We start from the raw sequence: 22,283 nt of genomic DNA, 5'->3' as shown, positions 1-22,283 counted from the left end.
CGCGATGGCCAAATACCGCTCCCCAGGGCATCGCGGCTAAAGCCTCTCCTGCGGCGCCCGCTTCCACCTGTGGGAGCTTGCCTTGCAAGCGACTCGCCCGGTACGCGCGAGTCCCGGCGTTCGGCTGTTCGAGCGTTGGCGGTGCCTGATATCGGAACGGCCGCGACCGCGGCCTTCGCGGGCAGGGGCCGCTCCCGAAGTGGGGCGGCGGTTGCTCGGCCTGCCAAACCAGACGGGCCGCGGCCGACTCGGTGGTCGGTCGCGGCCCGTGCCGGCCGTCTTGCCGTTGGCGATCAGGCCGAGGCGGATTCCGGCGCGCGGTCGGCCGGCTCGTCGAACCGGCAGCCCTCGGGGACCAGCGGCGTCAGGCCGAGCTTGGCGAACATCGCCTCGTCGGCCTCGGCATCGGCGTTCTCGGTGGTCAGGAGCTTCTCGCCGTAGAAGATGCTGTTCGCGCCGGCGAAGAAGCACCATGCCTGGATGGCCTCGCTCAGGCCCTCGCGACCGGCGGACAGGCGCACGTGCGACTCGGGCATCATGATGCGGGCCACCGCGATGGTGCGGATGAACTCGATCGGGTCGAGCGCCGGCACGTCGGCCATCGGCGTGCCGGGGATGCGCACCAGCATGTTCAGCGGCACGGACTCCGGCGGACGCTCGAGGTTGGCCAGCGTGGTCAGGAACGAGGCGCGATCCTCGCGGGATTCACCCATGCCGAGGATGCCGCCCGAGCAGACGTTGATGCCCGCCTCGCGCACATGGTCGAGGGTCTCGAGGCGGTCGTCGATCGAGCGGGTGGTGATCACCTCGTCGTAGAATTCCGGCGAGGTGTCGATGTTGTGGTTGTAGTAGTCCAGACCGGCTTCCTTGAGTCGCTGCGCCTGGTGCGGTTCGAGCATCCCGAGCGTGACGCAGGCCTCCATGCCGGTCTCCTTGACCACGCGCACCATGTCGATGACGTTCTCGAGCTGGCGGTCGGTGGGGTTGCGCCAGGCTGCGCCCATGCAGAAGCGCGAGGCGCCCTTCTCGCGCGCCCGGCGGGCAGCAACGCGCACCTCGTCGAGCGGCAGCAGGCGCTCGCGCTCGAGGCCCGTGTCGTAGCGGGCGCTCTGCGAGCAGTACTTGCAGTCTTCCGGGCAGGCGCCGGTCTTGATCGAGAGCAGCGTGCTGACCTGCACCGCGTTCGGGTCGAAGTGTTCGCGATGCACCGTCTGCGCCTGGAACAGCAGGTCGTTGAAGGGCTTGGCGAACAGGTCGAGCGCATGTTGCTTGCGCCAAAGCGGGCGGGTCATGGGAGTCACTGGTCCTCGAAGGATTCGGGCGGTTCGGTGAAGGAATCTTCCCAGTTATCTTGCTTGATCCGGTACAGATCGTAAAGCGACCACGGGATGATGATCACGGCGGCGATCGCCCACAGGACGAGGTAGAAGGTCACGCTGGGCGGGGCGAAGGTGCCGATGACCACCGCCGTTCCGGCAATGGCGTAGAAGCGGTAGGCTGCGATCTGCGTGTAGTGACCCACCTTGGGATTGGGGTGGTGCCGGTTGAGCGCGTAGACCAGCATCGACAGGCCGGTCCAGAAGATCGCCAGCGGCAGGGGCACGATCATCGCGATGATGTTGCCCCAGTTGAACCAGCTGGCGGCCCGTCGGGCCGAGCGGCCGGAGATGCGGGTCGGGGTGTGTTCCTCGGCCGCCTCGTCACGGAATGGCTGCGCGTCTTGGCTCATGATGCGTCGACCTCTAAAACATGCGTTTGGAATGCAGGTTAGCATGAAACGGATTTCCCCGCTAAGCCGCCGCTGGCTGCCGGCGCCCTGTCACCTCTGCACCCGCGACGCGGTCGAACCGCACGGCCTGTGCCCGGCGTGCTGGCGGGAATGGCAGGCACTGCTGGGCCGTCGCCGCTGCCCCGGCTGCGGGGCCGTCCACGACCACGAGACTGATGGCCGGCTACGCTGCGGCCGCTGTCTGCGGCACCCCCGCGGCTTCGACGCGGCCGTGGCGGCGGTCGATCTCGAACCGCCCGTCCGCCACCTGGTCCACCGCCTGAAGTACCACCATGACTTCAGCGTGCTCACGTTGCTGCGCGGCACCCTGACGCAGGCCGTGCTCGCGGACGTTGACGCCGGCGGGCCGGTGCCCGAGGCGATCGTGCCGATGCCGCAGCACCCCGCCCAGCACGGGCGGCGGGGCTTCAACCAGGCAAGACTGCTCGCCGAGGGGCCGGGGCGGGCCCTCGACCGGCCGGTCCTTCCGGGAGCCGCGCGCCGGTTGCGCGATACCGGCTCGCTGACGGCGCTGTCGGCGACCGAGCGCAAGCGTGTCCTCCGGGATGCCTTCGAGGCCGGCGGCCCCTTGCCGGAACGGGTGGCCATCGTCGACGACGTGCTGACCACCGGGGCCAGCTCGGAGGCCCTGACCCGGGCGCTTCGGCAAGCGGGTGTCGCGCACGTCACCGTCTGGGCGCTGGCGCGTACGCCGTAGGGCCTTGTTCCGTCGGGGAGGTTCGGGTAGAATTCCGCGCCTTGGCCGTCCCGGGTCGGGGCAGACCGTGCCTCGAGTGCGGGACAACCCGCCACTCGGCGGGTGGGAACAGGCGACACGATTCAATGAACACGTCGGGCAGACTGCCTGCCGACGCGACGAACTTTATTTTTCAGGGGCAGAATCGAGATGAAAGAAGGCATTCACCCGAACTATCGGCCGGTGGTGTTCCAGGACGTGGCGGCGGACTTTGCCATCCTGACCCGCTCGACCATCCGGTCGAAGGAAACCGTCAAGTGGGAAGACGGCAACGAGTACCCGCTGGTCAAGGTTGACGTTTCCTCCGCGAGCCACCCGTTCTTCACGGGCAAGCGTTCCGAGGGCAGCATGGCCAAGCAGGTGGACAAGTTCCGCAACCGCTACGGTCGCAAGAAGTAAGACCGCCGGGCCATCCTGTGCCGGTCTGCCGGGAAACAGCAAGGGGCATCGGGCGAACGCTCGGTGCCCTTTTTCGTGGGCGCCCCGTGCTGCCGGCGGTGCTGGTCGCCGTGCTGGCCGCCTCCGGCGGCTGTGCGGCCGAGACGGAAGCGACGGGCGACTGCGCCCCGCCGGCCGGGCTGTCGTCCGAGCGCGCGACCGTCGCCTACGTCAACGACGGCGACACCGTCCGCCTGACCAGCGGGGACCGGGTGCGCCTGGTCGGCATCGACACGCCCGAACTCGGGCGGGACGGCTCGCCCGACGAGCCTTACGCCCGCGAGGCGCAGCAGGCCCTGCGCGCCCTGCTGGCCGAGTCCGAGAACCGCGTGGCCGTGGTCGATGCCAGCGAGGGCGAGGACCGCTATGGCCGTCGGCTGTCCTATCTCTACCTGCCCGACGGTCGTTCGGTGCAGGCGCAGCTGCTTGAGCAGGGCGTGGCCATGGCCGTGTTCATCGCGCCCAACCTGGAACTGGCCGACTGCCTTACCGCCCGGGAGCGCGCGGCCCGCGAGGCCGACCGCGGCATCTGGTCGCTGCCCGCCTACGATCCGGGGCTGCCGTCTGCCCGGGGCATCCCCGATACCGTGCAGGGTGCGGCGATCGTGCAGGGGCGCGTCAAATCCGTGGGCCACAGCCGGAACAATGTCTGGATCAACCTCGAGGGCCGCGTGGCGCTGAAGATCGACCGGGACAAGCGTGAGCACTTTCCCGGCTGGGACTTCGATGCGCTCGAGGGCACGAGGCTGCGCGCACGGGGCTGGGTGGTGCACCACAGCAACCGCTACCAGGACTGGATGATCCCCGTGGACACGGCCCACGCGCTCGAACGGCTGGACTGAGGAAAGGCAGGCGAATCGCGCGGGACGCACGAGTCCCCGGTCGGTGCCGGAGGGCGCTCGTTCCGGGGACGGCGGCTGACGCCGTCTTCGCGGGCGAGGCCCGCTCCCATCGGGATTCGGCGATCGGCCTATCGCTCGGCCAGCCAGTCGCGCGGGCGCAGGAACTCGTCGTAGAGGCGGGCCTCCTCGCCGCCCGGCTCGGGGTGGTAGTCGTAGCGCCAGGCGGCGCGCGGCGGCATCGACATCAGGATCGACTCGGTGCGCCCGCCCGACTGCAGGCCGAACAGCGTGCCGCGGTCATAGACCAGGTTGAACTCCACGTAGCGCCCGCGCCGGTAGGCCTGGAAGTCGCGCTCGCGCTCGCCGTAGGGCGTGTCCTTGCGCTTTTCCACGATCGGCAGGTACGCCGGCAGGTAGTGGTCGCCCACCGAGCGCATGAAGCCGAAGGCCGTCTCGAAGTCCACGTCGCCGTCGGCGCCGTAGTCGTCGAAGAACAGCCCGCCCACGCCGCGCGGCTCGTTGCGGTGCTTGAGCCAGAAGTACTCGTCGCACCACTGCTTGAAGCGCGGGTAGTGGTCGTCGCCGAAGGGCCGGCAGGCGGTCTCGGCCTGCTCGTGCCAGTGCACGGCGTCCTCGGTGAAGCCGTAGTAGGGCGTGAGATCGAAGCCCCCGCCGAACCACCACACCGGCTCGACGCCTTCCTTGCTCGCCTGGAAGAAGCGCACGTTGGCGTGCGAGGTGGGCACGTACGGGTTGCGCGGGTGGATCACCAGCGAGACGCCCATCGCCTCGAACGAACCGCCGGCGAGATCCGGCCGGTGGGCCGTGGCCGAGGGCGGCAGCTTGTTGCCCGTGACGTGCGAGAAGTTGATCCCGGCACGCTCGAAGGTGTTTCCGTCCTCGAGGATGCGCCCTCGGCCCTCGCCGTTGAGGTGGTCGCCCGGCGGGCGCTTCCAGTCGTCGTGCAGGAACCGTGTGCCGTCTTCCTGACCCTCGAGGCCGGCGACGATACGGTCCTGCAGGTCGATCAGATAGTCTCTAACGGCTTGAATCTCCACGATGTCAGCTCCTGATGATCCGCCCGGTGGGCCAGTGAATGATCTGAGAGGGGCGGGCGCGGCGGTCCACCGCGCCCGGGATGATGCGGACGCCGTCGGCGGCGAAGGCGCGCCGCGCCAGCAGGGCGCTGCGGGCCGGCGGACGACCGCTGCGGTTGGCGCTGGTCGAGACGATCGGGCCGCCGAAGGCCGCGCAGATGGCGCGGGCGGTCGCGTGCGCCGGCACCCGCAGCGCGATCTCGTCGCGCCCGCCGGTGAGCCAGTCGGGCACGCCGGCGGCTGCGGGGACGATCACGGTACGCGCCGCCGGCCAGTCCCGGCAGATGCGTTCCCAGTCGCCCTGGTCGAGCGAGGTGTAGGGGCGCAGGCCGTCGGGATGATCGGCGATCAGGATCAGCCCCTTGGCGGGATCGCGCTGCTTGAGGGCGAGCAGCCGCATCACGGCCGGCCCGTCGAGCGGATCACAGCCCAGGCCGAATACCGCCTCGGTGGGGTAGGCGATCAGGCCACCCGCATCGAGGTGGCGGGCGATCTCGCGTTTCTGGAAGGGCGAAAGTCCGTCGTGGTCCATCGGGTCAGCTGTCGGTCGAGCCGCTCTTCTTCGTCGCGGTCTTCCGGGCGGTCGACTTGCTGGCCGCGGTCTTCTTCGTGGCGGGCTTCCTGGCAGTCGACTTCTTCGCCGAGGATTTCGTGGCGGTGGCTTTCTTGGCGGCGGTCTTGGGTGCCGCCTTGCGGCCGCGGCCCTTGCGTTCCGGGGCCTGGGCGATCATCTCGAGTGCCTGCTCGTGGGTGATCGTCTTCGGGTCGGTGTCCTTGGGGATCTTGGCGTTCTTCTTGCCGTCGGTGACGTACGGACCGTAGCGCCCGTTCAGGACCTGGATGCCGTCGTCGAACTCGTTGATGATGCGGTTCTTCTCGGCGAGCTTCTTGGTCTCGATGATCTCCAGCGCCCGGGGCAGCTCGATGGTGTAGGGGTCGTCCTCCTTGCCGAGCGAGGCGAACTTGCTGCCGTACTTCACGTAGGGGCCGAAGCGACCGATGTTGGCCTCCACGGGTTCGCCCTCGGGGGTCTCGCCGAGCTTGCGCGGCAGCTTGAACAGCTCCAGCGCCTCCTCGAGCGTGATCGTCGCGATGCTCTGGTGCGGACGCAGCGAGGCGAATTTCGGCTTCTCCTCGTCGTCCTTGGTGCCGATCTGCACGAACGGCCCGAAACGGCCCAGGCGGGCGACCACCGGCTTGCCGCTCTTCGGGTCTGTCCCGAGCTCGCGGCCCTGGGCGGCCTCCTGGCGGGAGACGTTCTTGGCCGTGTCCTCGATGCGCTCGGAGAACGGCTCCCAGAACTCGCGCAGCAGCGGCCGCCACTCCATCTCGCCGCGCGAGACGGCATCGAGCTCGTCCTCGAGCTTGGCGGTGAACTCGTAGTCGACGATGTCGCGGAAGTACTCGGTGAGAAAGCCGTTGACCACCCGGCCCATGTCGGTGGGCTTGAAGCGGCGCTGTTCCAGTTCCACGTACTCGCGCGAGCGCAGCGTGGAAATGATGCTCGCGTAGGTCGACGGGCGGCCGATGCCGTACTGCTCGAGGGTCTTGACCAGGCTCGCCTCGGTGTAGCGCGGCGGCGGCTCGGTGAAGTGCTGGGTGGCGTTGATCGCGGCCAGCTCGATCTGCTGGCCTTCCTCGAGCGGCGGCAGGCGACGGTCGTCGTCCTTGTCGGAGGCCTGGTCGTCCTCGTCCTCGCGGTAGGCCGCGATGAAGCCGGGGAACTTCAGGGTCGAGCCGGTGGCGCGGAAGAGATGCTCGTCACCGGCGGCCAGGTCCACGGAGACCTGGTCGAAGATCGCCGGGGCCATCTGCGAGGCCAGCGTGCGCTTGAAGATCATCTCGTAGAGACGGAACTGGTCGCGGTTGAGGAACGCGCGCACCTTGTCCGGCGTGTTGGCCACCGAGGTCGGGCGGATGGCCTCGTGGGCCTCCTGGGCGTTCTTCGACTTGGTGCGGTAGAAGTTCGGGCTCTCGGGCAGGTAGTCGGCGCCGTAGGCCTCGCCGATATGGTGGCGGATCTCGCCGAGGGCGTCGTTGGACAGGTTGACCGAGTCGGTACGCATGTACGTGATCAGGCCGACGGTGCCAGCGCCGATGTCCACGCCCTCGTAGAGCTCCTGCGCGACGCGCATGGCGCGCGAGGCGGAGAGCCCCAGCTTGCGCACGGCCTCCTGCTGGAGTGTCGAGGTGGTGAACGGCGGGGCGGCGTTGCGCCGGCGCTCGCGACGGTCGACCTTGGCGACGGTGAGCTTGCCGCCGGCGGCCGCCTCGAGGCGCTCGCGCGCGGCGGTGGCGCTGGTCTCGTCTTCCAGGGTGAACTGGGCGACCTTCTTGCCGTCGAGCTGGTAGAGGCGCGCGGCGAAGGGTTGCTCGTCGGTGCGGCAGTCGGCGGCGATCGACCAGTACTCGCGCGGCGTGAAGGCCTCGATCTCCTGCTCGCGTTCGACGATCATCCGCAGGGCCGGGCTCTGCACGCGGCCGGCCGACAGGCCCGGGTTGATCTTCTTCCACAGCAGCGGCGACAGGTTGAAGCCGACCAGATAGTCCAGCGCGCGACGGGCCTGCTGAGCGTCGATCAGTTCGTGGGACAGGCCGCGGGGGTGGGCGATGGCTTCCTGCACGGCCCGCTTGGTGATCTCGTAGAACACCACGCGCTTGGCCTCGCGGCCGTCGAGCAGGCCGCTGTCCTTCAGCAACTCGTGGAGGTGCCAGGAGATGGCCTCGCCTTCGCGGTCGGGGTCAGTGGCCAGCAGCAGGGTGTCGGCCTTCTTCAGCGCCTTCTTGATGGCGTCGACGTGCTTCTTGTTCTTGTCGATGACCGTGTAGTTCATGGCGAAATCGTGCTCGGGATCCACCGCGCCGTTCTTCGGCACCAGGTCCCGTACGTGGCCATAGGAGGCCAGCACTTCATAGCCCGGGCCGAGGTATTTCTTGATCGTCTTGGCCTTGGCGGGGGATTCGACGATGACCAGATTTTCGCTCATAGAATGTCTTTCGCTTATGACTCAGTGCAGTACGGCGGCGTCTTCGAACACCAGATCTTCCATCCAGGCGAAGGCCTGCTCCTCGCCCGGCTTGGCGAACAGGACCAGCAGCACGACCCACTTGAGCCGCTCGACGTCGATCTCGTCCTCGCCCAGGGCCAGTGCCCGCTCGATCACCGTCTCGCGGGTGGACGGCGAGAGCACGCCGATCTGCTCGAGCTGCATCAAGAAGCCGCGCGCGTCGACGTCGAGCGCCGCCTGCTCCTCGTCACTGTAGACGCGGAATGCCTGGGCGTGCTCGGCCCCGTCGACGCTTCCCTGCTGCAGTACGCCTTCCAGCCACTCGAAGGCATGGTCGATCTCGTCGTGGTCGAAACCCGCCTCGAGCAGCTTCGTCTGCAGGCCGGCGCGTTCGTTCTGCGGGGGGAAGCGGTCCTCGTCTTCCATGTAATTCTCGAAGAGGAACATCAACAGGTCGAGAACGGTCTCTTTCATTGACTCACCGAAGCATGATGGCTCGTGCCTGCGGCCGGCACGGGCCGGGCAGGTCGGGGCTGGCGGTGGGGAGGACGGTGGGTGGTGCCTTGCTGGGGGTGTTCAGCTCGTGCGGGCATAGAGCCCGCCGGGCAGGGTGGCCACCTGTCCGGCCAGTTCAAGCATGAGCAGGATGGAGGAAACCTCCGCGGCGGTCAATCCGCTCGCCTCGATCAGCCGGTCGGCCGGCTGCGGGTCGTATCCCAGCAGATCGAGGATGCGCTGCTGGTCCGGGTCGAGGGTCGCCGTGTCCGCGTCCGCCGGCCCGGGAGCCGTCGTGTCCCTGTCATCCGGCCCGGCACGAGGGGGGACCGGTGGCAGGTAGGCATCCAGCGCCGGGGCCAGTTCCTCGAGCACGTCCCGGCCCGTCTCGACCAACTTGGCCCCCTCGCGGATCAGCTGGTGGCAGCCGCGTGCCAGCGGGTTGTGGATCGAGCCGGGAATGGCGAACACGTCGCGGGCCTGCTCGCCGGCGAGCCGGGCGGTGATCAGCGAGCCGCTCTTCAGTGAGGCCTCGACCACCAGCACGCCGTGCGACAGCCCGCTGATCAGCCGGTTGCGTCGCGGGAAATGACCTCGCTTCGGCCCGGTGCCGGGCAGCCACTCGGAGACCACCAGCCCGCCGCCGGCGACGATCTCGCCGGCCAGCGCCTCGTTCTCGGGCGGGTAGATGCGGTCCGGGCCGGAGCCGAGCACGGCCACCGTGACACCCCCGGCGGCCAGGGCGCCGCGATGCGCCGCGCTGTCCACGCCCAGGGCCAGGCCGCTGGTGATCGTGAGTCCCTGGGAGGCCAGGTGCTCGGCGAAGGCGAAGGCGTTCTGGCGGCCGCCGGTGGTCGGCGTGCGCGAGCCGACGATGGCCAGTTGCGGGTCGTGCAGGGCGGCGATGCGTCCGCGGCAGAACAGGGTCGCCGGGGCGTCCGGCAACTCGCGCAGCCGCTCGGGAAAGCCGGGGTCGTTTCGCCCGATCAGCTGATGCCTGTCCGAGGCGGCGAGCCAGGCATGGATGGCATCGCACTTGTCGGCATCGGGAGCGGCGTGGCAGACGCTTTCGGGCAGGCCGAGTTCGCGCCATTGCCGGGTCGGGGCGGCCACTGCGGCCTCGGGCGTGCCGAAGCCGTCGAGCAGAAGCCCCAGGCGGCGCGGGCCCATGCCGCGCATCGAGAGCAGCTGGATCAGGGCGTCCCGGGCATGATTGGTCGCGGGCGGCCGTGGTGCCGAAGACACCCCGGGGGTCAGCGACCGCTGTCCTGCATCGGGGTCCGGGCGAAATCGCCCTCGTGGATCGGCTTGGTCGCCTTGGCCACCAGGGCGTAGCTCACCCGGTCGTAGACGCGGAATACCATGGCGGTGCCGATGGGGTAGTCGGGCAGGGCCACGGCGGGGCCGCGCAGGTCGCGCAGGCGCTCGACCTCGGCGTCCTTCTTGCGCGGGGCGAACCTGTCCTCGACCACCCGGCCGCGCTTGCTGATCTGCAGCAGGTCGCCGGGGCTGACGCCGGATTCGGCGCCGCGGTCGAGCACGATGACCTGGTTGTCGCCCACCTGGGTGATGGCATCGGGCAGGAGGATCACCGTCGCGTCGATCGGATAGGCCGGGATCTGCGGCTGGACGTCGCGGTCGAAGGGTTCGTCGTCCATTTCCACCAGGCGGTCGCCTTCCTGGACTTCGCGGACCGTGTCCTTGAGCGTGACCGTGGTGGGGTCGCCGGTTTCCTCCACCTGGGCCTCGCCCTTGTAGATGGCGCGGTAGCCCAGCAGGTCACCGGTCCGGCTGTCGATCAGCGGCTTGCCCTTCTCGACCACGGCGTGCCGCTCGCGGTCGCCGTCCAGGGCCGGGCGCACGTAGGCGGTGTCGTCGCTACTGGCATGGATGGAACCTTCGCGGTTGGCGAGGACGTAGGGAGCGGATTCGAGGTCTTCCTCGCTCAGCATCTGGTCATGGGTGAGGAAGGGCCGCAGCTTGTCCAGCGGAATCGCCGAGACTTCCGGCGGCAACGACTCGTAGCGGATGTGCGGCCGGAGCCCGACCGTCAGCCGCGGCCGGTCGCCGACGAACACGATGGTGATGTGGTCGCCGGGGTAGATGCGGTGCGGGTTCTCGATGTCCTGGTTGACGTACCAGATCTCGGGCCAGTAGTAGGGGTCCTTGAGGAAGTGGTTGGCGATCGACCAGAGCGTGTCGCCCGGCTGGACCACGTAGTCCTCCTGCGAGAGGTCGCGGAACTGGTCGCGGGTTTCCTCGGCGTCGAGGTTGCGCTTGACCGGGCCGAGCTCGGCGCCTACCGGCAGGGCATCGCTGTCGTAGCTGGAGCGCTCGTTGACGGTTTCCCGCTCGTTGAGGGCGCAGCCCGAGAGACCGGCGACGACGGGTGCCAGGCTTGCGACCACGAGTGCCAGGGGGAGTCCTTTACTTGATCTCATCTCTAAAACGTCCTTGGTTTCCGGCCATGGTTGAGCAACCCGGGCATGCCCTGGTCCGGAGGAGGCCCGGAGCCGGGTTGTCGACAATAGATATTCTTGGTTCTGCCGAGCTCAGGCTCGCGTACAATGTAGCCCCAAATGCGGCTTGTTGTAAAAGATTTCGCCCTCACAGTCCAGCCTGTTCGCGGTCAGAGGGCAATTGATTCCGGTGATTGACGTATGAGTCTGCGAGACATCCTGATCTACCCCGACGAGCGGCTGCGCGAGATCGCCCGGCCGGTCGATTCCTTCGAGCCCGCCCTCGCCGAACTGGTGGCCGACATGTTCGAGACCATGTACCAGGAGCGGGGCATCGGGCTGGCGGCGACGCAGGTCGACGAGCATCGTCGGTTGTTCGTTGCCGACGTGAGCGAGGACCGCAGTGGCGCCATGGCCTTCGTCAATCCGGAGATCGTCGAGCGCGCCGGGACGGTGGAGTCCGAGGAGGGCTGCCTCTCGATCCCGGGGGTCAACGAGACCGTCTCCCGTGCCGAGCGCATCCTGGTGCGGGCCCGCGACGAGAAGGGCAAGGCCTTCGAACGGGAGCTCGACGGGTTGCTGGCCATCTGCTTCCAGCACGAGCTCGACCACCTCGACGGGCGACTGTTCATCGACTACCTCTCGCCGCTCAAGCAGCAGCGCATCCGCAAGAAGATGGAAAAGGCCCTGCGCCGGGAGCGCGTATGAGCCTCCGCGTCGTCTACTGCGGGACTCCCGATTTCGCCGTGCCGGCCCTCGAGGCGCTGGCCCGGCTGGACGAGGTCGGCGGCGAGCGGCTCGAGCTGGTCGCTGCCTACACCCAGCCCGACCGTCCTGCCGGGCGGGGCAAGAAGCTCACCGCGCCGCCGGTCAAGCAGGCGGCGCTCGAGCTGGGGCTGCCGGTGGAGCAGCCGCTGACCCTCCGCGATGCCACGGCGCAGGAACGGCTGGCGGGCTACCGTCCCGACCTGCTGGTGGTGGCGGCCTACGGGCTGATACTCCCGCCGGCGGTGCTGGACATGCCGCGGCTGGGCGCCGTGAACATCCATGCCTCGCTGTTGCCGCGCTGGCGGGGAGCGGCACCCATCAATCGGGCCATCGAGGCGGGAGATGCCGAGACCGGCATCACCATCATGCAGATGGAGGCAGGGCTGGACACGGGGCCGATGTGGCACAAGCTGGTCGAGCCGATCCACGGCGATGACACGGCGGGCAGCCTGCACGACCGGCTGGCCCCGCTGGGGGCCACCGCCCTGATCGAGGCGCTGCCCCGGATCATCGAGGGCAGCGAAGCGCCCGAGCCCCAGGACGATGCGCAGGCCTGCTACGCGGCCAAGCTCGCCAAGCCCGAGGCCCGCGTCGACTGGCGCGAGCCGGCCGACCTGATCGAGCGGCGGGTGCGGGCCTTCAACCCCTGGCCCGTGGCGCAGACCGAGCTCGAGGGCAAGCCCCTGCGGATATGGGGTTCGAGACTGGCCACGCCGACGCGCCAGGGCGAGCCCGGCGAGGTGATGGAACTGACCGAGGACGGCTTCGCGGTGCAGAGCGGCGACGGCTGGCTGGTGCTGACCAGTGTGCAGCGGGCCGGTGGGCGTCCCGTCAGCGCGGCGGATTTCGCCCGGGGCCGATCGCTCGAGGGGGTGATGCTTGGCTGAATCGGAGCAGTCTCGCCCCGGCGGCGGTCGCGGCCGCCCGAAGCGGCGCGGGGGGCAGGATCCTCGGCCCCGCTCGCCCGAGGCCCTCGTCGCGGAGGGGCTCCTGCAGGTGGTCGAGCGGGGGCGCTCGCTCGACGGCGTTCTCCCCGATCTGACCGCCCGGGCCCAGTCGGGCCACCGCAGCGTCATCCAGGCGATGAGTTTCGAGGTGCTGCGCCACTACGAGCGGCTGGTGTACTGGCGCGAGGCGCTGCTCGACCGTCCGCTGTCCTCGAAGGGGGCGGAGGTCGGGATGCTGCTGCTGGTCGGCCTGGAGCGGCTGACCGGGTCCCGGCGCGAACCCTCCCGCGTGGTGAATGCCTGCGTGCACGCCGCCCGCGAGATCAACCAGAACTGGGCGACCGGCCTGGTCAATGCCGTGCTGCGGCGGGCCGTGCGCCAGATCGAGGCCGACGAGATGCCGTTCGACCAGGCGCCCGCCCACGTGCAGGCCCGCTTGCCGGAATGGCTGTTCGGCATGCTGGCCGCCGACTGGGGCGAGGCGTTCGCCATCGAGATCGGTGGCCGTCTGGCGACCCATCCCCCCATGACTTTGCGGGTCAATGCCTCCGCGGAGAGCGTCGAGGGCTACCTCGGCCGGCTCGCCGAGCTGTCGATCGAGGCCCACCCCACCCGCCATGCCCGCCACGGCATCGTTCTGTCCCGCCCGCTGGATATCGAACGGTTGCCGGGCTTCCACCAGGGGCTGGTTTCCGTGCAGGACGAGGCCGCGCAGCTGGCGGCCGAACTCATGGACCTGTCGCCGGGGCAGCGGGTGCTCGACGCCTGCTGCGCCCCGGGCGGCAAGACGCTGGCGATGCTCGACGCCGTCCCGACACTCGAGATGATGGCCGTGGACGTCGATGTCACCCGACTGGCCCGGGTCCAGGACAATCTCGAGCGCGCGGGCCGCTACGCGGAACTGGTGTGTGCCGACATCGCCACGCAGACCATCGACCACCCGGCCGCCTTCGACCGGATCCTGGCCGACGTGCCCTGTTCGGCCACCGGGGTGATCCGCCGTCATCCGGACATCAAGCGCCTGCGCCGTCCCGAGGACGTCAAGGCGCTGGTCGGACGGCAGCGCGAGATTCTCGAGCGGCTCTGGCCGCTGCTGCGTCCCGGCGGGCGCATGGTCTACGCGACCTGCTCGATCCTGCGCCGCGAGAACGCCGGCCAGATGGAGGCGTTCCTGCGCGATCACCCCGATGCCCTGGCCCCCGCCATGGAGGTCGAGTGGGGTGAGGCCCAGTCCGTCGGGCGGCAGCTGTTCCCCGAGATCGACGGTCACGACGGTTTCTACTACGCCGTGCTGGAAAAGCGAGGGTCGAGCGGATGAACGTCGCGACGAGACCTGCCCGCTGGTGCCTGGGCCTGCTGCTGCCCGTCCTGCTGCTCGGGCAGGCGGCCTGGGGTGGGGCCCGCGTGGTGGACGTCCACGCCGAGGTGCGTGACGGGGTCGTGTTCCTGGACGCGGATCTGGCCATTTCTCCGAGCCAGGAGGTCATCGAGGCGATGCGCAACTCCATCGCCCTGAACCTGGTGCTCGAGGCCGATATCGCCGAGCCGCGGGAGTGGTTGTGGGACCGTCGGCTGGCGAGCGGCAAGCGCCGCCTGAAACTCGAGTACCACGCCCTGTCGCAGACCTGGATGGTGACCGACTTCGCCGCCCGGGAGACCCATACGTTCACCGACCTGTCGGGCGCGGTCGCCTCGCTGTCCCGCATCCGAGCCTGGCGCCTGGCCCGCTGGGAGCAGCTGGATGGCAGGGGGCGGCGGCTGCTGGGACGGATGCGCATCCGCCTGGAGGTCAACAAGCTGCCGTTGCCCCTTCGAGTGCCGGCCCTGATCAACCCGGCCTGGGACCTCGACAGTGACTGGTTCCTCTGGAGCCTGTCGGGAGAGCGCGACGAATGAGACGGGGGCGCGGCATCAGGAAGATGGTCCGCCGGCTCATCCCCGTGGTCAGCGCCATGGTGGTGGTGCTCCTGCTGGTGCTCCTCTACCTGGTCTCCGACTCCCTGCGCGCCGTCGAGCAGCCCGAGGGGCTCTTCCTGACCCTGCTGGGGGTCAGTGCCGCCGGACTGCTGTTCCTCGCGCTGGTGGTGGTCGCCCACATTCTCCGGCTGATCCGGGACTATCGCCGGGGCAAGCCCGGGGCGCGCCTCACCGCCCGCCTGGTGCTGACCTTCGTGTCGCTGGCCGCGGTGCCGGTGGTCATCGTCTTCTACTTCTCGCTCACCTTCGTGCAGCGGGGGATCGACTCCTGGTTCGACGTGCAGGTCGAGCAGGCCATGACCGATGCCCTGTCGCTCTCGCAGATGTCCTTCGACGGCCGCATGCGCCAGGCGCTCGACGACACCCGCCGCGCGGCGAGGCAGCTGCGTGACGGCGGGTCGGAACTGATCGCCATCGAGCTCTCGCAGATCCGTCGCGACACCGGGGCGCAGGAGATGACCATCCTCGGCCAGCGCAACCTGATCGTCGCCTCGTCGTCGGACGATCCCAAGGACATCGTGCCCGCCCGGGCCGATGAGACCGCGCTGGCCCATGCCCGCTCCGGCCGGGATTTCATCGGCCTGGACCCGGGCGGTGACGGCAACCTGCAGATCCGGGTGGTGGTGCCGCTGGAGGCGGGGCTGACCAGTGAAGGCGGCAAGCGTGTGCTGCAGGCCCTGTTCGACGTGCCCGGCGAGGCCAACGAGCTTTCCAAGAGCGTGCAGGCGGCCTTCGACGACTACCGCGAACTGGTCTTCCTGCACAAGTCGCTCAAGCAGACCTTCTCGCTGGCACTGACCCTGGCCCTGCTGCTCTCGCTGCTGACCGCCGTGTGGCTGGCATTCCTCGCCGCCCGCCGGCTGCTCAGCCCCATTCGCGAGCTCGCGGCCGGCACCCGGGCGGTGGCCGAGGGCGACTACAGCCTGCGCCTGCCGGTCGACCGGCGCGACGATCTCGGCCAGCTGGTGCAGTCGTTCAACACCATGACCGCAAGGGTGCGCCGGGCGCACGACGTCATGCGGGAACTGCAGGAGCTGGCGGACAAGGAGCGCGACTACCTCGACACGGTGATCCAGCACCTCTCCTCGGGCGTGCTGACCTTGTCCTTCGACGGGCGCGTGATCAGCGGCAACTCGGCCAGTCAGCACATCCTCGGGATCGACGGCGAGGAACTGTTCGAGCGCAACTTCGAGGAGATCTGCCTGGAGCACCCCAGCCTGCGCCCGCTGTGCGAGGCGTTCGAGGGGGCGATGGAGGCCGGCGTGCCGCACCCGGGCGAGACGCTGGAGGCGCAGGTGCGCATCATGAACGGTTCCGGGCGGAAGGTGCTGCTTGCCCGGCTGGCCGCCCTGCCGCCGGGGAGTGACGCCGAGGCCGGTGGCTACGTCGTGGTGCTGGAGGACGTCACGGCCCTGATCCAGGCGCAGCGCGACGCGGCCTGGTCGGAGGTGGCACGGCGGCTGGCCCACGAGATCAAGAACCCGCTCACGCCGATCGGCCTGTCTGCCGAACGGCTGCGCCGGCGCATCCTGCCGCAGCTGGACGACACGCACGGGCCGATTCTCGACCGGGCGACGGCGACGATCATCGCCCAGGTCGACGCGATGAAGCAGATGGTCAACGAGTTCGCCGAGTATGCCCGCCCACCGGAGGTGCGCTTGGAGCGGATCGACCTTGCCGCGCTGGCCGCGCAGGTCGTCGAGCTCTACCGCGGCAACACGGCGGTGAAGGTGCGCCTGCGCTGCGAGGCCGAGGGGCCGGTGTGGGTCGAGGGTGATGCCAACCGGCTGCGGCAGCTGCTTCACAACCTGATTCGCAACGCCAGCCAGGCGCTGGCCGAGCGCGGTCCGGTGGACTACGGCTCGAGGGTGCTGGTGGGGCTGCGAGTCGTGGGCGAGGATGGTGATCGCATCGCCGAGCTGCTGGTGGCCGACAACGGGCCGGGCTTCCCGTCGGACATGCTCGACCACCTGTTCGAGCCCTATGCCACCACCCGGCCCAAGGGCTCGGGGCTGGGGCTGGCCATCGTCAAGAAGATCGTCGAGGAGCATGCCGGCGCGGTGCATGCCTGGAACGCGGTCGAGCGACCGCAGGCCGATGACTCCCTGGCCGGCGCGCAGCTTGCCAATCGCGGTGCACGCGTTACGATTCGATTACCGCTCGCCTCGGGGCGCGAAGGCGTCGCGGGTGGCCGGGCGGACCCGGTCCGGTCGCGGTAGCATGGAAGGGCGGGGAGTCGGGTTAATGGACAAACGGGGATTTCCTGACGAATGAGCATCGGACACATCCTGGTCGTCGACGACGAGATCGAGATCCGCAATCTGCTGGTCGACGTGCTCGAGGACGAGGGCTTCACGGTAAGCAGCGCGGGTGACGCCGTCGAGGCACGGGCCTCGATCGCCGTGCGTCGCCCGGACCTGATCCTCCTGGACATCTGGATGCCGGGAACCGACGGCATCGGGCTGCTGCGCGAGTGGCACGAGCGCGACCAGCTGGTCTGGCCGGTGATCATGATGTCCGGCCACGGCACCGTCGAGACCGCCGTCGAGGCCACCCGGCTCGGGGCCTTCGACTTCATCGAGAAGCCCATCTCGCTCGACAAGCTGCTGCTGCTGATCGAGCACGCCCTCGACAACCGCCGCCTGGCGCAGGAGAACGCCGCCCTCAAGCGCGGCGAGCTTGACCCGCTGGACCTCATCGGTGACTCCGAGTACATGCAGGGGCTGCGCGAACAGGCGATCAAGGTGGCCTCGCACGACGCCTGGGTGCTGATCTCCGGCGAGCCGGGCACCGGCAAGCAGGCGCTGGCGCGCTTCATCCACCGGCACTCGGCCCGCCGGCACTTCCCCTTCGTCGATACGGGCGGCAGCGCGGTCTCCGGACGGCAGAACGCCGCGGTGGAGCTGTTCGGCGCCGAGCAGGACGGCCGGGTCCGTTACGGGCTGCTCGAGCAGGCGAACGGCGGCACGCTGTTCATCGCCGAGGCCGCCGACATGGACGAGCAGACCCAGATGCAGCTGATCTCGGCGCTGGAGAGCCAGTCGTTCTTCCGCGTCGGCGGCAACGAGCCGGTGCGGGTCGACGTGCGCGTCATCGCCGCGACCCGCAAGGATCTCGAGGCCGAGGTGCGCGCCGGCAATTTCCGCGAGGACCTCTACTACCACCTCTCGGTGGTGCCGATCCACATCGAGCCGCTGCGGCAGCATCCCGAGGACATCCCCGTCCTGCTGGCACACTACCTGGAGTCGGCCCACCAGGTGGAGGGCCTGCCGCGGCGCGAGCTGACCATTGGTGCGCGCAACCTGCTTCGCTACCATCACTGGTCCGGCAACGTCCGCGAACTGAAGAACCTCGTGCAGCGCCTGCTGATCCTCGGCAGCGGCGAGGTGATCGACGAGCAGGAGGTGCAGCGGGCACTCGGGCTGGCGCCGGTTGAGGGCGAGAACGGCGAGAACGGGCCGCCGCTGGTGGCCCTCAACCTCGATCTGCCGTTGCGCGAGGCACGCGACGAGTTCGAGCGGCGCTACCTGCTGGCGCAGCTGAAGAACGCCGACGGTTCCATGACCGAGCTTTCCCGCCGCACCGGGATGGAGCGCACCAATCTCTACCGGAAACTGAAGTCCCTCGGCATCCAGACCGGGGAGCGTTCCGCCGGGGCCGGGACATGACCGGGCGGCGACAGGCAACGCGGCGAGAGGCCACATGAAGATCATCGTACTCGGAGCAGGGCAGGTGGGCAGTTCGGTGGCCACGGCCCTGGCGAACGAGACCGACAACTCCGTCACCGTGGTGGATACCGACGCCGATGCACTGAGCTGGCTGCAGGACCGGCTCGACATCCGCACCGTCACCGGGCTCGGGTCGCGGCCCGACGTGCTCGACGAGGCCGGCGCCGCCGATGCGGACGTGCTGATCGCCGTCACCAGTTCCGACGAGACCAACATGCTCGCCTGCCAGGTGGCCTGGACGTTGCACCACACGCCCACCAAGATCGCGCGGATCCGCGCAACCGACTATCAGGATCACCCGGCGCTGTTCGACAAGGCCGCCATCCCGGTGGACTTCATCATCAGCCCCGAGCGGCTGATCAAGGACTACATCGCCAGCCTGATCGAGTACCCCGATGCCCTGCAGGTCCGGGAGTTCGGCGACGGGCGGCTGCTGCTCATCGGCATGGAGGTCGATCGCGGCGGACCGATGGTGGGCGAGCCCATCCACCGGCTACGCGAACTGCTGCCGGGCACCGAGACCCGGGTCGCGGCCATCTACCGGCACAACACCTCGGTGCCGCCGGAGGGTGACACGCGCCTGCTTGCCGGCGACGAGGTGTTCTTCCTCGCCCGCAAGGCGGACATCCGCCGCGTGATGAGCGTGATGCGTCCGCTGGACAAGCCCTACAAGCGGATCATGATCGCCGGCGGCGGCAACGTGGGCGGCGCGCTGGCCGGCCGGCTGGAATCGGAGTACCAGGTCAAGCTGATCAGCCACAACCTGCGCCGGGCGCGGGAGCTGTCGGCCGTGCTCGACCGGAGCATCGTGCTCTCGGGCAATGCCTCGGACACGGAGCTGCTCGAGGAGGAGAACATCGAGGACACGGACGTCTTCCTCGCCCTGACCAACGACGACGAGGACAACATCCTCGCCTCGATGCTGGCCAAGCGGCTCGGCGCACGGCGGGCGATGTGCATCGTCAACCGGACGGAGTACGTCGACCTGATCGAGATGGGTGCGATCGACATCGCGCTCTCCCCGCACCAGATCACCATCGGCGAGGTGCTCACCCACCTGCGCCGCGGGGACGTGGTCAGCGTGCACTCGCTGCGTCGCGGGGCCGCCGAGGCGATCGAGATCATCGCCCGCGGCGACGAGAACACCTCGCGGGTTGTCGGGCGGCGTATTGACGAGCTGGACCTGCCCCGGGGCACGACCATCGGCGCCATCCTGCGCGATGACGAGGTCATGATCGCCCACCACGACACGGTGATCGCACCCGATGACCACGTGGTGCTGTTCCTGACCGACAAGGACCGGATCGACGGCATCGAGCAGCTGTTCTCGGTCGGCTTCGGCTTCTTCTAGAGCGACCGATGCAAGCCCTGATCGTCATTCGCATACTCGGCATCCTGCTGATGGTCTTCGGCCTGACCTTCATCCCGCCGTGGTTCGTCGGCTGGGTGATGGGCGATCCCGACCTCACGCCCTTCACCCTGAGTTTCGTCATCAGCGTCTCGCTGGGCGCGGTGTTCTGGGCGCTGACGCGGCAGTATCGCCGCGAGCTCAAGCTGCGCGACGGCCTGCTGATCGTGGTGTCGTTCTGGGTGGTCCTCGGGCTGATCGGATCGACGCCGTTCTACCTGCAGCCCGACCTGGGGCTCTCCTTCCCGCAGGCGGTCTTCGAGTCGGTCTCGGGGATCACCACCACCGGGGCGACGGTGATCACCGGGCTCGACGAGCTGCCGCGCTCGCTGCTGTTCTATCGCCAGCAGCTCCAGTGGCTGGGCGGCCTGGGGATCATCGTGCTGGTGGTCGCCTTCCTGCCGCTGCTGGGCGTGGGCGGCATGCAGCTCTACAAGGGCGAGATGACCGGGCCGATCAAGGACTCGCGCCTGTCGGGCCGGATCTCCGAGACGGCCAAGGCGCTCTGGCTCGTCTACACCGGCATCACCGTGCTTTGCGCCTTCGTCTACAAGATCCAGGGCATGACCTGGTTCGATGCCGTCAGCCACGCCTTCTCCACCGTGGCCACCGGGGGCTTCTCCACCCACGACGCCAGTTTCGGCCACTTCGACAACGCTCTCATGGAAGTGACCGCCATGGTGTTCATGATCCTGGGCGCCACGCCGATGGCGTTGCACTTCGTCGCCCTGCGGCGGGGCACGCTGGAGGGCTACTTCACCAGCGCCGAGGTGCGTTTCTTCCTCGGATGGATGGCCGCGGTGGCCGTGATCGTCATCGGCTTCTTCATGGCGAACTTTCCGGACGGCAGCTGGATCGACACGGTCCGCCTGCACCTGTTCAACCTGGTTTCCTTCGCCACGACCACCGGGTACACCGCCACCGATCACACGGCGTTCGGCCCGTTCCTGATGCTGCTGCTGATCATGACGACGATCATCGGCGGCTGCGCCGGCTCCACGACCGGAGGGCTGAAGTCGGTGCGGGTGATGCTGCTGGCCCGCCAGGGCATCAACGAGGTCCGTCGTCTCGTCCATCCCCATGCCGTGTTCGTGGTGCGTCTCGGCGGCCGCCCGCTCGATCCGGGGGTGATCAGCGCGGTCTGGGCCTTCTTCGCCGCCTGGATGTTTACCTTCCTGGTCCTGTTCTTCGCCATGCTGATGACCGGCATGGACATCGAGTCCGCCTTGGGGGCGGTGATCGCCACCCTGGCCAACCTCGGCCCGGGCGTGGGATCGGTCGCCAGCAACTTCGCCTCGGAGTCCACCACCGTGCTGTGGCTGGGCATGATCGGCATGATCCTGGGCCGTCTCGAGATCTTCACCGTACTGGCCATCCTGCTGCCGATGTTCTGGCGCCGATGACGGGCCGACGTTCGCAATCCGGGCCGACGGCATTCCGGTGGGGTTTCGTCGCACCGCGGTTCTGGCCGACCTGGCTGGCGATCGGGCTGCTGCACCTGTTCGCCTTCACGGGACACCGGCCGCGCCGGGCGTTCGCCGGGTTGCTGGCGCGACTGTACCGGCGCTTCAATCCCCGTCGGGTCGGCATCGTGCGGACCAACCTGGCCCTGTGTTTCCCTGAAGAACCGGCCGATGTCCGCGAGGAGTGGGTCCGTCGTCACCTCGAGTTGCACTTCCTCGCCCTAGTCGACCTGGGCCGCATTCGACGTGCCCGCCGCGGCGAACTGACCCGGCAGACCGACGTGGCCAACCAGCCGGTGCTCGACCGGTTGCGCCGCGAGCCCGGCCTGATCCTCACCGTGCACAGCGTCGGCCTGGAATGGGCCGCGGCCATGCTGGCGGAGACCGTGGAGGGATCGACCATCTACAAGCCCTTCGCCGACAACCCGGTGATCGACTGGTGGTTCGCCGGGATGCGCACCCGCCACGGCACCCAGGCCCTGCCGCGCGAGCGCGGCATGGGGCCGCACCTCAAGGCCCTGCGCGGCGGGCGGAGCTTCTTCTACATCGCCGACGAGGACTTGGGTGGGGGGCACGGCGTGTTCGCGCCGTTCTTCGGCGTGGAAAAGGCCACCCTGCCGCTGGCGGGCAAGCTGGCGAGGGCGGCCCGCTGCCCGGTCTACCCGGTGATCGGGCAGCTCGACGAGACGACGGGGCGGTATCGCCTGCGCTTTCTCGACCCGGTGGAGCTGCCGGCGAGCGCCGACCGGGAGGCGGCCACGGCGATCAACCGGGTGATCGAGGAACTGGTCCGGGACGACCCCGTCCAGCTGATGTGGTCGCTGAAGTACTTTAAGACCACTCCACCCGGGGAGAGCGAACGCTACCGACGCTGACCGGGGGAAGGACGCCGTTCACGGGGTCGCGCCCGCGGCGCGATTCGCCGGCAAGGCCGGCTCGCACAGATCTCCAGGGTTCCGGTGGGGGCGCGCCTTGCGCACGAAGGACGCGTCAGCGGCCGGCCCCGGCGGGGCACGAGTCCAGGCGCAAACGGTGTTCCTCAGTCCTCTCGTCGTTGTACGCGGCGCTGCCGGCCGGCGGCCTGGCGCCGGAAGCGGCGGTAGGTCCACTGGTACTGGGCCGGGGCTT

At 69.0% G+C, this 22,283-nt stretch carries 20 protein-coding genes; 12 read left to right on the top strand and 8 right to left on the bottom strand.

Translation table 11 applies throughout. The annotated features are described in order from the left end of the window. Positions 1-293: 293 nt before the first annotated feature. Complete coding sequence (bioB, locus tag ACLFMY_RS04465) at positions 294-1,292, bottom strand: biotin synthase BioB (protein WP_410763361.1); 999 nt, start codon at positions 1,290-1,292, stop codon at positions 294-296. A 5-nt stretch (positions 1,293-1,297) separates the two neighbouring features. After that, positions 1,298-1,729 (bottom strand): hypothetical protein, encoded by a 432-nt coding sequence (locus tag ACLFMY_RS04460; protein ID WP_410763359.1) that lies wholly within the window; start codon positions 1,727-1,729, stop codon positions 1,298-1,300. A gap of 43 nt (positions 1,730-1,772) precedes the next feature. On the opposite strand from ACLFMY_RS04460, the gene ACLFMY_RS04455 reads away from it, so the two are divergent. The 3 genes from ACLFMY_RS04455 to ACLFMY_RS04445 all read left to right on the top strand — a co-directional run bounded on the left by ACLFMY_RS04455 (position 1,773) and on the right by ACLFMY_RS04445 (position 3,805). Continuing rightward, on the top strand, positions 1,773-2,486 hold the full coding sequence (locus tag ACLFMY_RS04455; RefSeq protein WP_410763358.1) for a ComF family protein: 714 nt from the start codon (positions 1,773-1,775) through the stop codon (positions 2,484-2,486). A gap of 189 nt (positions 2,487-2,675) precedes the next feature. Next, on the top strand, positions 2,676-2,924 hold the full coding sequence (locus tag ACLFMY_RS04450) for a type B 50S ribosomal protein L31 (protein ID WP_410763357.1): 249 nt from the start codon (positions 2,676-2,678) through the stop codon (positions 2,922-2,924). Between the two features lie 86 nt (positions 2,925-3,010). Continuing rightward, positions 3,011-3,805 (top strand): thermonuclease family protein, encoded by a 795-nt coding sequence (locus tag ACLFMY_RS04445; RefSeq protein ID WP_410763356.1) that lies wholly within the window; start codon positions 3,011-3,013, stop codon positions 3,803-3,805. A gap of 128 nt (positions 3,806-3,933) precedes the next feature. On the opposite strand, the gene hemF is transcribed toward ACLFMY_RS04445, so the two are convergent. The 6 genes from hemF to ACLFMY_RS04415 form a co-directional block, all read right to left on the bottom strand. Beyond that, positions 3,934-4,866 (bottom strand): oxygen-dependent coproporphyrinogen oxidase, encoded by a 933-nt coding sequence (gene hemF, locus ACLFMY_RS04440; protein WP_410763362.1) that lies wholly within the window; start codon positions 4,864-4,866, stop codon positions 3,934-3,936. A 1-nt stretch (position 4,867) separates the two neighbouring features. Beyond that, positions 4,868-5,434 carry an L-threonylcarbamoyladenylate synthase gene (locus tag ACLFMY_RS04435; RefSeq protein ID WP_410763355.1) on the bottom strand — a complete coding sequence of 189 codons (567 nt, stop codon included), beginning with the start codon at positions 5,432-5,434 and terminating at the stop codon, positions 4,868-4,870. Positions 5,435-5,438: 4 nt separating this feature from the next. Continuing rightward, entirely contained in the window at positions 5,439-7,889 is a 2,451-nt protein-coding gene (locus tag ACLFMY_RS04430) for a DNA topoisomerase I (protein ID WP_410763354.1), read from the bottom strand. Positions 7,890-7,910: 21 nt separating this feature from the next. After that, on the bottom strand, positions 7,911-8,384 hold the full coding sequence (locus tag ACLFMY_RS04425) for a DUF494 family protein (protein WP_410763353.1): 474 nt from the start codon (positions 8,382-8,384) through the stop codon (positions 7,911-7,913). Between the two features lie 102 nt (positions 8,385-8,486). Continuing rightward, the gene (gene dprA, locus ACLFMY_RS04420) at positions 8,487-9,650 is read right to left on the bottom strand and encodes a DNA-processing protein DprA (protein ID WP_410763352.1); all 1,164 of its coding nucleotides are present in this window, start codon (positions 9,648-9,650) and stop codon (positions 8,487-8,489) included. 8 nt (positions 9,651-9,658) lie between these two features. Then, positions 9,659-10,846 carry a LysM peptidoglycan-binding domain-containing protein gene (locus tag ACLFMY_RS04415; protein WP_410763351.1) on the bottom strand — a complete coding sequence of 396 codons (1,188 nt, stop codon included), beginning with the start codon at positions 10,844-10,846 and terminating at the stop codon, positions 9,659-9,661. 219 nt (positions 10,847-11,065) lie between these two features. Between ACLFMY_RS04415 and def the strand changes: the two genes are divergently transcribed. Genes def through ACLFMY_RS04370 form a run of 9 tightly spaced genes read left to right on the top strand, consistent with a single transcriptional unit; the run spans position 11,066 to position 22,030 of the window. Next, positions 11,066-11,572, top strand: coding sequence for a peptide deformylase (def, locus tag ACLFMY_RS04410; RefSeq protein WP_410763350.1), 507 nt, complete (start codon positions 11,066-11,068; stop codon positions 11,570-11,572). Then, entirely contained in the window at positions 11,569-12,519 is a 951-nt protein-coding gene (gene fmt, locus ACLFMY_RS04405; RefSeq protein WP_410763349.1) for a methionyl-tRNA formyltransferase, read from the top strand. Before def ends, fmt begins: the two co-directional genes overlap by 4 nt. Continuing rightward, entirely contained in the window at positions 12,512-13,897 is a 1,386-nt protein-coding gene (gene rsmB, locus ACLFMY_RS04400) for a 16S rRNA (cytosine(967)-C(5))-methyltransferase RsmB (RefSeq protein ID WP_410763348.1), read from the top strand. Before fmt ends, rsmB begins: the two co-directional genes overlap by 8 nt. Further along, positions 13,894-14,475 carry a DUF4390 domain-containing protein gene (locus ACLFMY_RS04395; protein WP_410763347.1) on the top strand — a complete coding sequence of 194 codons (582 nt, stop codon included), beginning with the start codon at positions 13,894-13,896 and terminating at the stop codon, positions 14,473-14,475. Before rsmB ends, ACLFMY_RS04395 begins: the two co-directional genes overlap by 4 nt. Further along, entirely contained in the window at positions 14,472-16,775 is a 2,304-nt protein-coding gene (locus tag ACLFMY_RS04390) for an ATP-binding protein (RefSeq protein WP_410763346.1), read from the top strand. The genes ACLFMY_RS04395 and ACLFMY_RS04390 overlap by 4 nt, the downstream gene beginning before the upstream one ends. A 51-nt stretch (positions 16,776-16,826) precedes the next feature. Next, positions 16,827-18,224: a sigma-54-dependent transcriptional regulator gene (locus tag ACLFMY_RS04385; protein ID WP_410763345.1), complete on the top strand. Its 1,398-nt coding sequence runs from the start codon at positions 16,827-16,829 to the stop codon at positions 18,222-18,224. Between the two features lie 34 nt (positions 18,225-18,258). Then, a complete protein-coding gene (trkA, locus tag ACLFMY_RS04380) occupies positions 18,259-19,635 on the top strand; it encodes a Trk system potassium transporter TrkA (RefSeq protein WP_410763344.1) in 1,377 nt (458 codons plus the stop codon). An 8-nt stretch (positions 19,636-19,643) separates the two neighbouring features. Further along, positions 19,644-21,095 (top strand): TrkH family potassium uptake protein, encoded by a 1,452-nt coding sequence (locus ACLFMY_RS04375; RefSeq protein WP_410763343.1) that lies wholly within the window; start codon positions 19,644-19,646, stop codon positions 21,093-21,095. Beyond that, positions 21,092-22,030: a lysophospholipid acyltransferase family protein gene (locus ACLFMY_RS04370; RefSeq protein ID WP_410763342.1), complete on the top strand. Its 939-nt coding sequence runs from the start codon at positions 21,092-21,094 to the stop codon at positions 22,028-22,030. Before ACLFMY_RS04375 ends, ACLFMY_RS04370 begins: the two co-directional genes overlap by 4 nt. Positions 22,031-22,283: the final 253 nt, after the last annotated feature.

The organism is Guyparkeria sp., from assembly GCF_046545975.1.
Lineage (GTDB): Bacteria > Pseudomonadota > Gammaproteobacteria > Halothiobacillales > Halothiobacillaceae > Guyparkeria.
Note: the sequence above shows the minus strand (reverse complement) of the source record. Positions and strands in the feature narration are given on the sequence as shown.

Bases quoted from the DNA above. Each gene is read 5' to 3' on its own strand.
- fmt (WP_410763349.1), top strand. From the start codon at position 11,569: ATGAGCCTCCGCGTCGTCTACTGCGGGACTCCCGATTTCGCCGTGCCG.
- bioB (WP_410763361.1), bottom strand. From the start codon at position 1,292: ATGACCCGCCCGCTTTGGCGCAAGCAACATGCGCTCGACCTGTTCGCC.
- ACLFMY_RS04395 (WP_410763347.1), top strand. From the start codon at position 13,894: ATGAACGTCGCGACGAGACCTGCCCGCTGGTGCCTGGGCCTGCTGCTG.
- ACLFMY_RS04415 (WP_410763351.1), bottom strand. From the start codon at position 10,846: ATGAGATCAAGTAAAGGACTCCCCCTGGCACTCGTGGTCGCAAGCCTG.
- ACLFMY_RS04450 (WP_410763357.1), top strand. From the start codon at position 2,676: ATGAAAGAAGGCATTCACCCGAACTATCGGCCGGTGGTGTTCCAGGAC.
- ACLFMY_RS04425 (WP_410763353.1), bottom strand. From the start codon at position 8,384: ATGAAAGAGACCGTTCTCGACCTGTTGATGTTCCTCTTCGAGAATTAC.
- ACLFMY_RS04390 (WP_410763346.1), top strand. From the start codon at position 14,472: ATGAGACGGGGGCGCGGCATCAGGAAGATGGTCCGCCGGCTCATCCCC.
- ACLFMY_RS04455 (WP_410763358.1), top strand. From the start codon at position 1,773: ATGAAACGGATTTCCCCGCTAAGCCGCCGCTGGCTGCCGGCGCCCTGT.
- ACLFMY_RS04435 (WP_410763355.1), bottom strand. From the start codon at position 5,434: ATGGACCACGACGGACTTTCGCCCTTCCAGAAACGCGAGATCGCCCGC.
- ACLFMY_RS04385 (WP_410763345.1), top strand. From the start codon at position 16,827: ATGAGCATCGGACACATCCTGGTCGTCGACGACGAGATCGAGATCCGC.
- ACLFMY_RS04430 (WP_410763354.1), bottom strand. From the start codon at position 7,889: ATGAGCGAAAATCTGGTCATCGTCGAATCCCCCGCCAAGGCCAAGACG.
- trkA (WP_410763344.1), top strand. From the start codon at position 18,259: ATGAAGATCATCGTACTCGGAGCAGGGCAGGTGGGCAGTTCGGTGGCC.
- ACLFMY_RS04375 (WP_410763343.1), top strand. From the start codon at position 19,644: ATGCAAGCCCTGATCGTCATTCGCATACTCGGCATCCTGCTGATGGTC.
- def (WP_410763350.1), top strand. From the start codon at position 11,066: ATGAGTCTGCGAGACATCCTGATCTACCCCGACGAGCGGCTGCGCGAG.
- ACLFMY_RS04460 (WP_410763359.1), bottom strand. From the start codon at position 1,729: ATGAGCCAAGACGCGCAGCCATTCCGTGACGAGGCGGCCGAGGAACAC.
- ACLFMY_RS04370 (WP_410763342.1), top strand. From the start codon at position 21,092: ATGACGGGCCGACGTTCGCAATCCGGGCCGACGGCATTCCGGTGGGGT.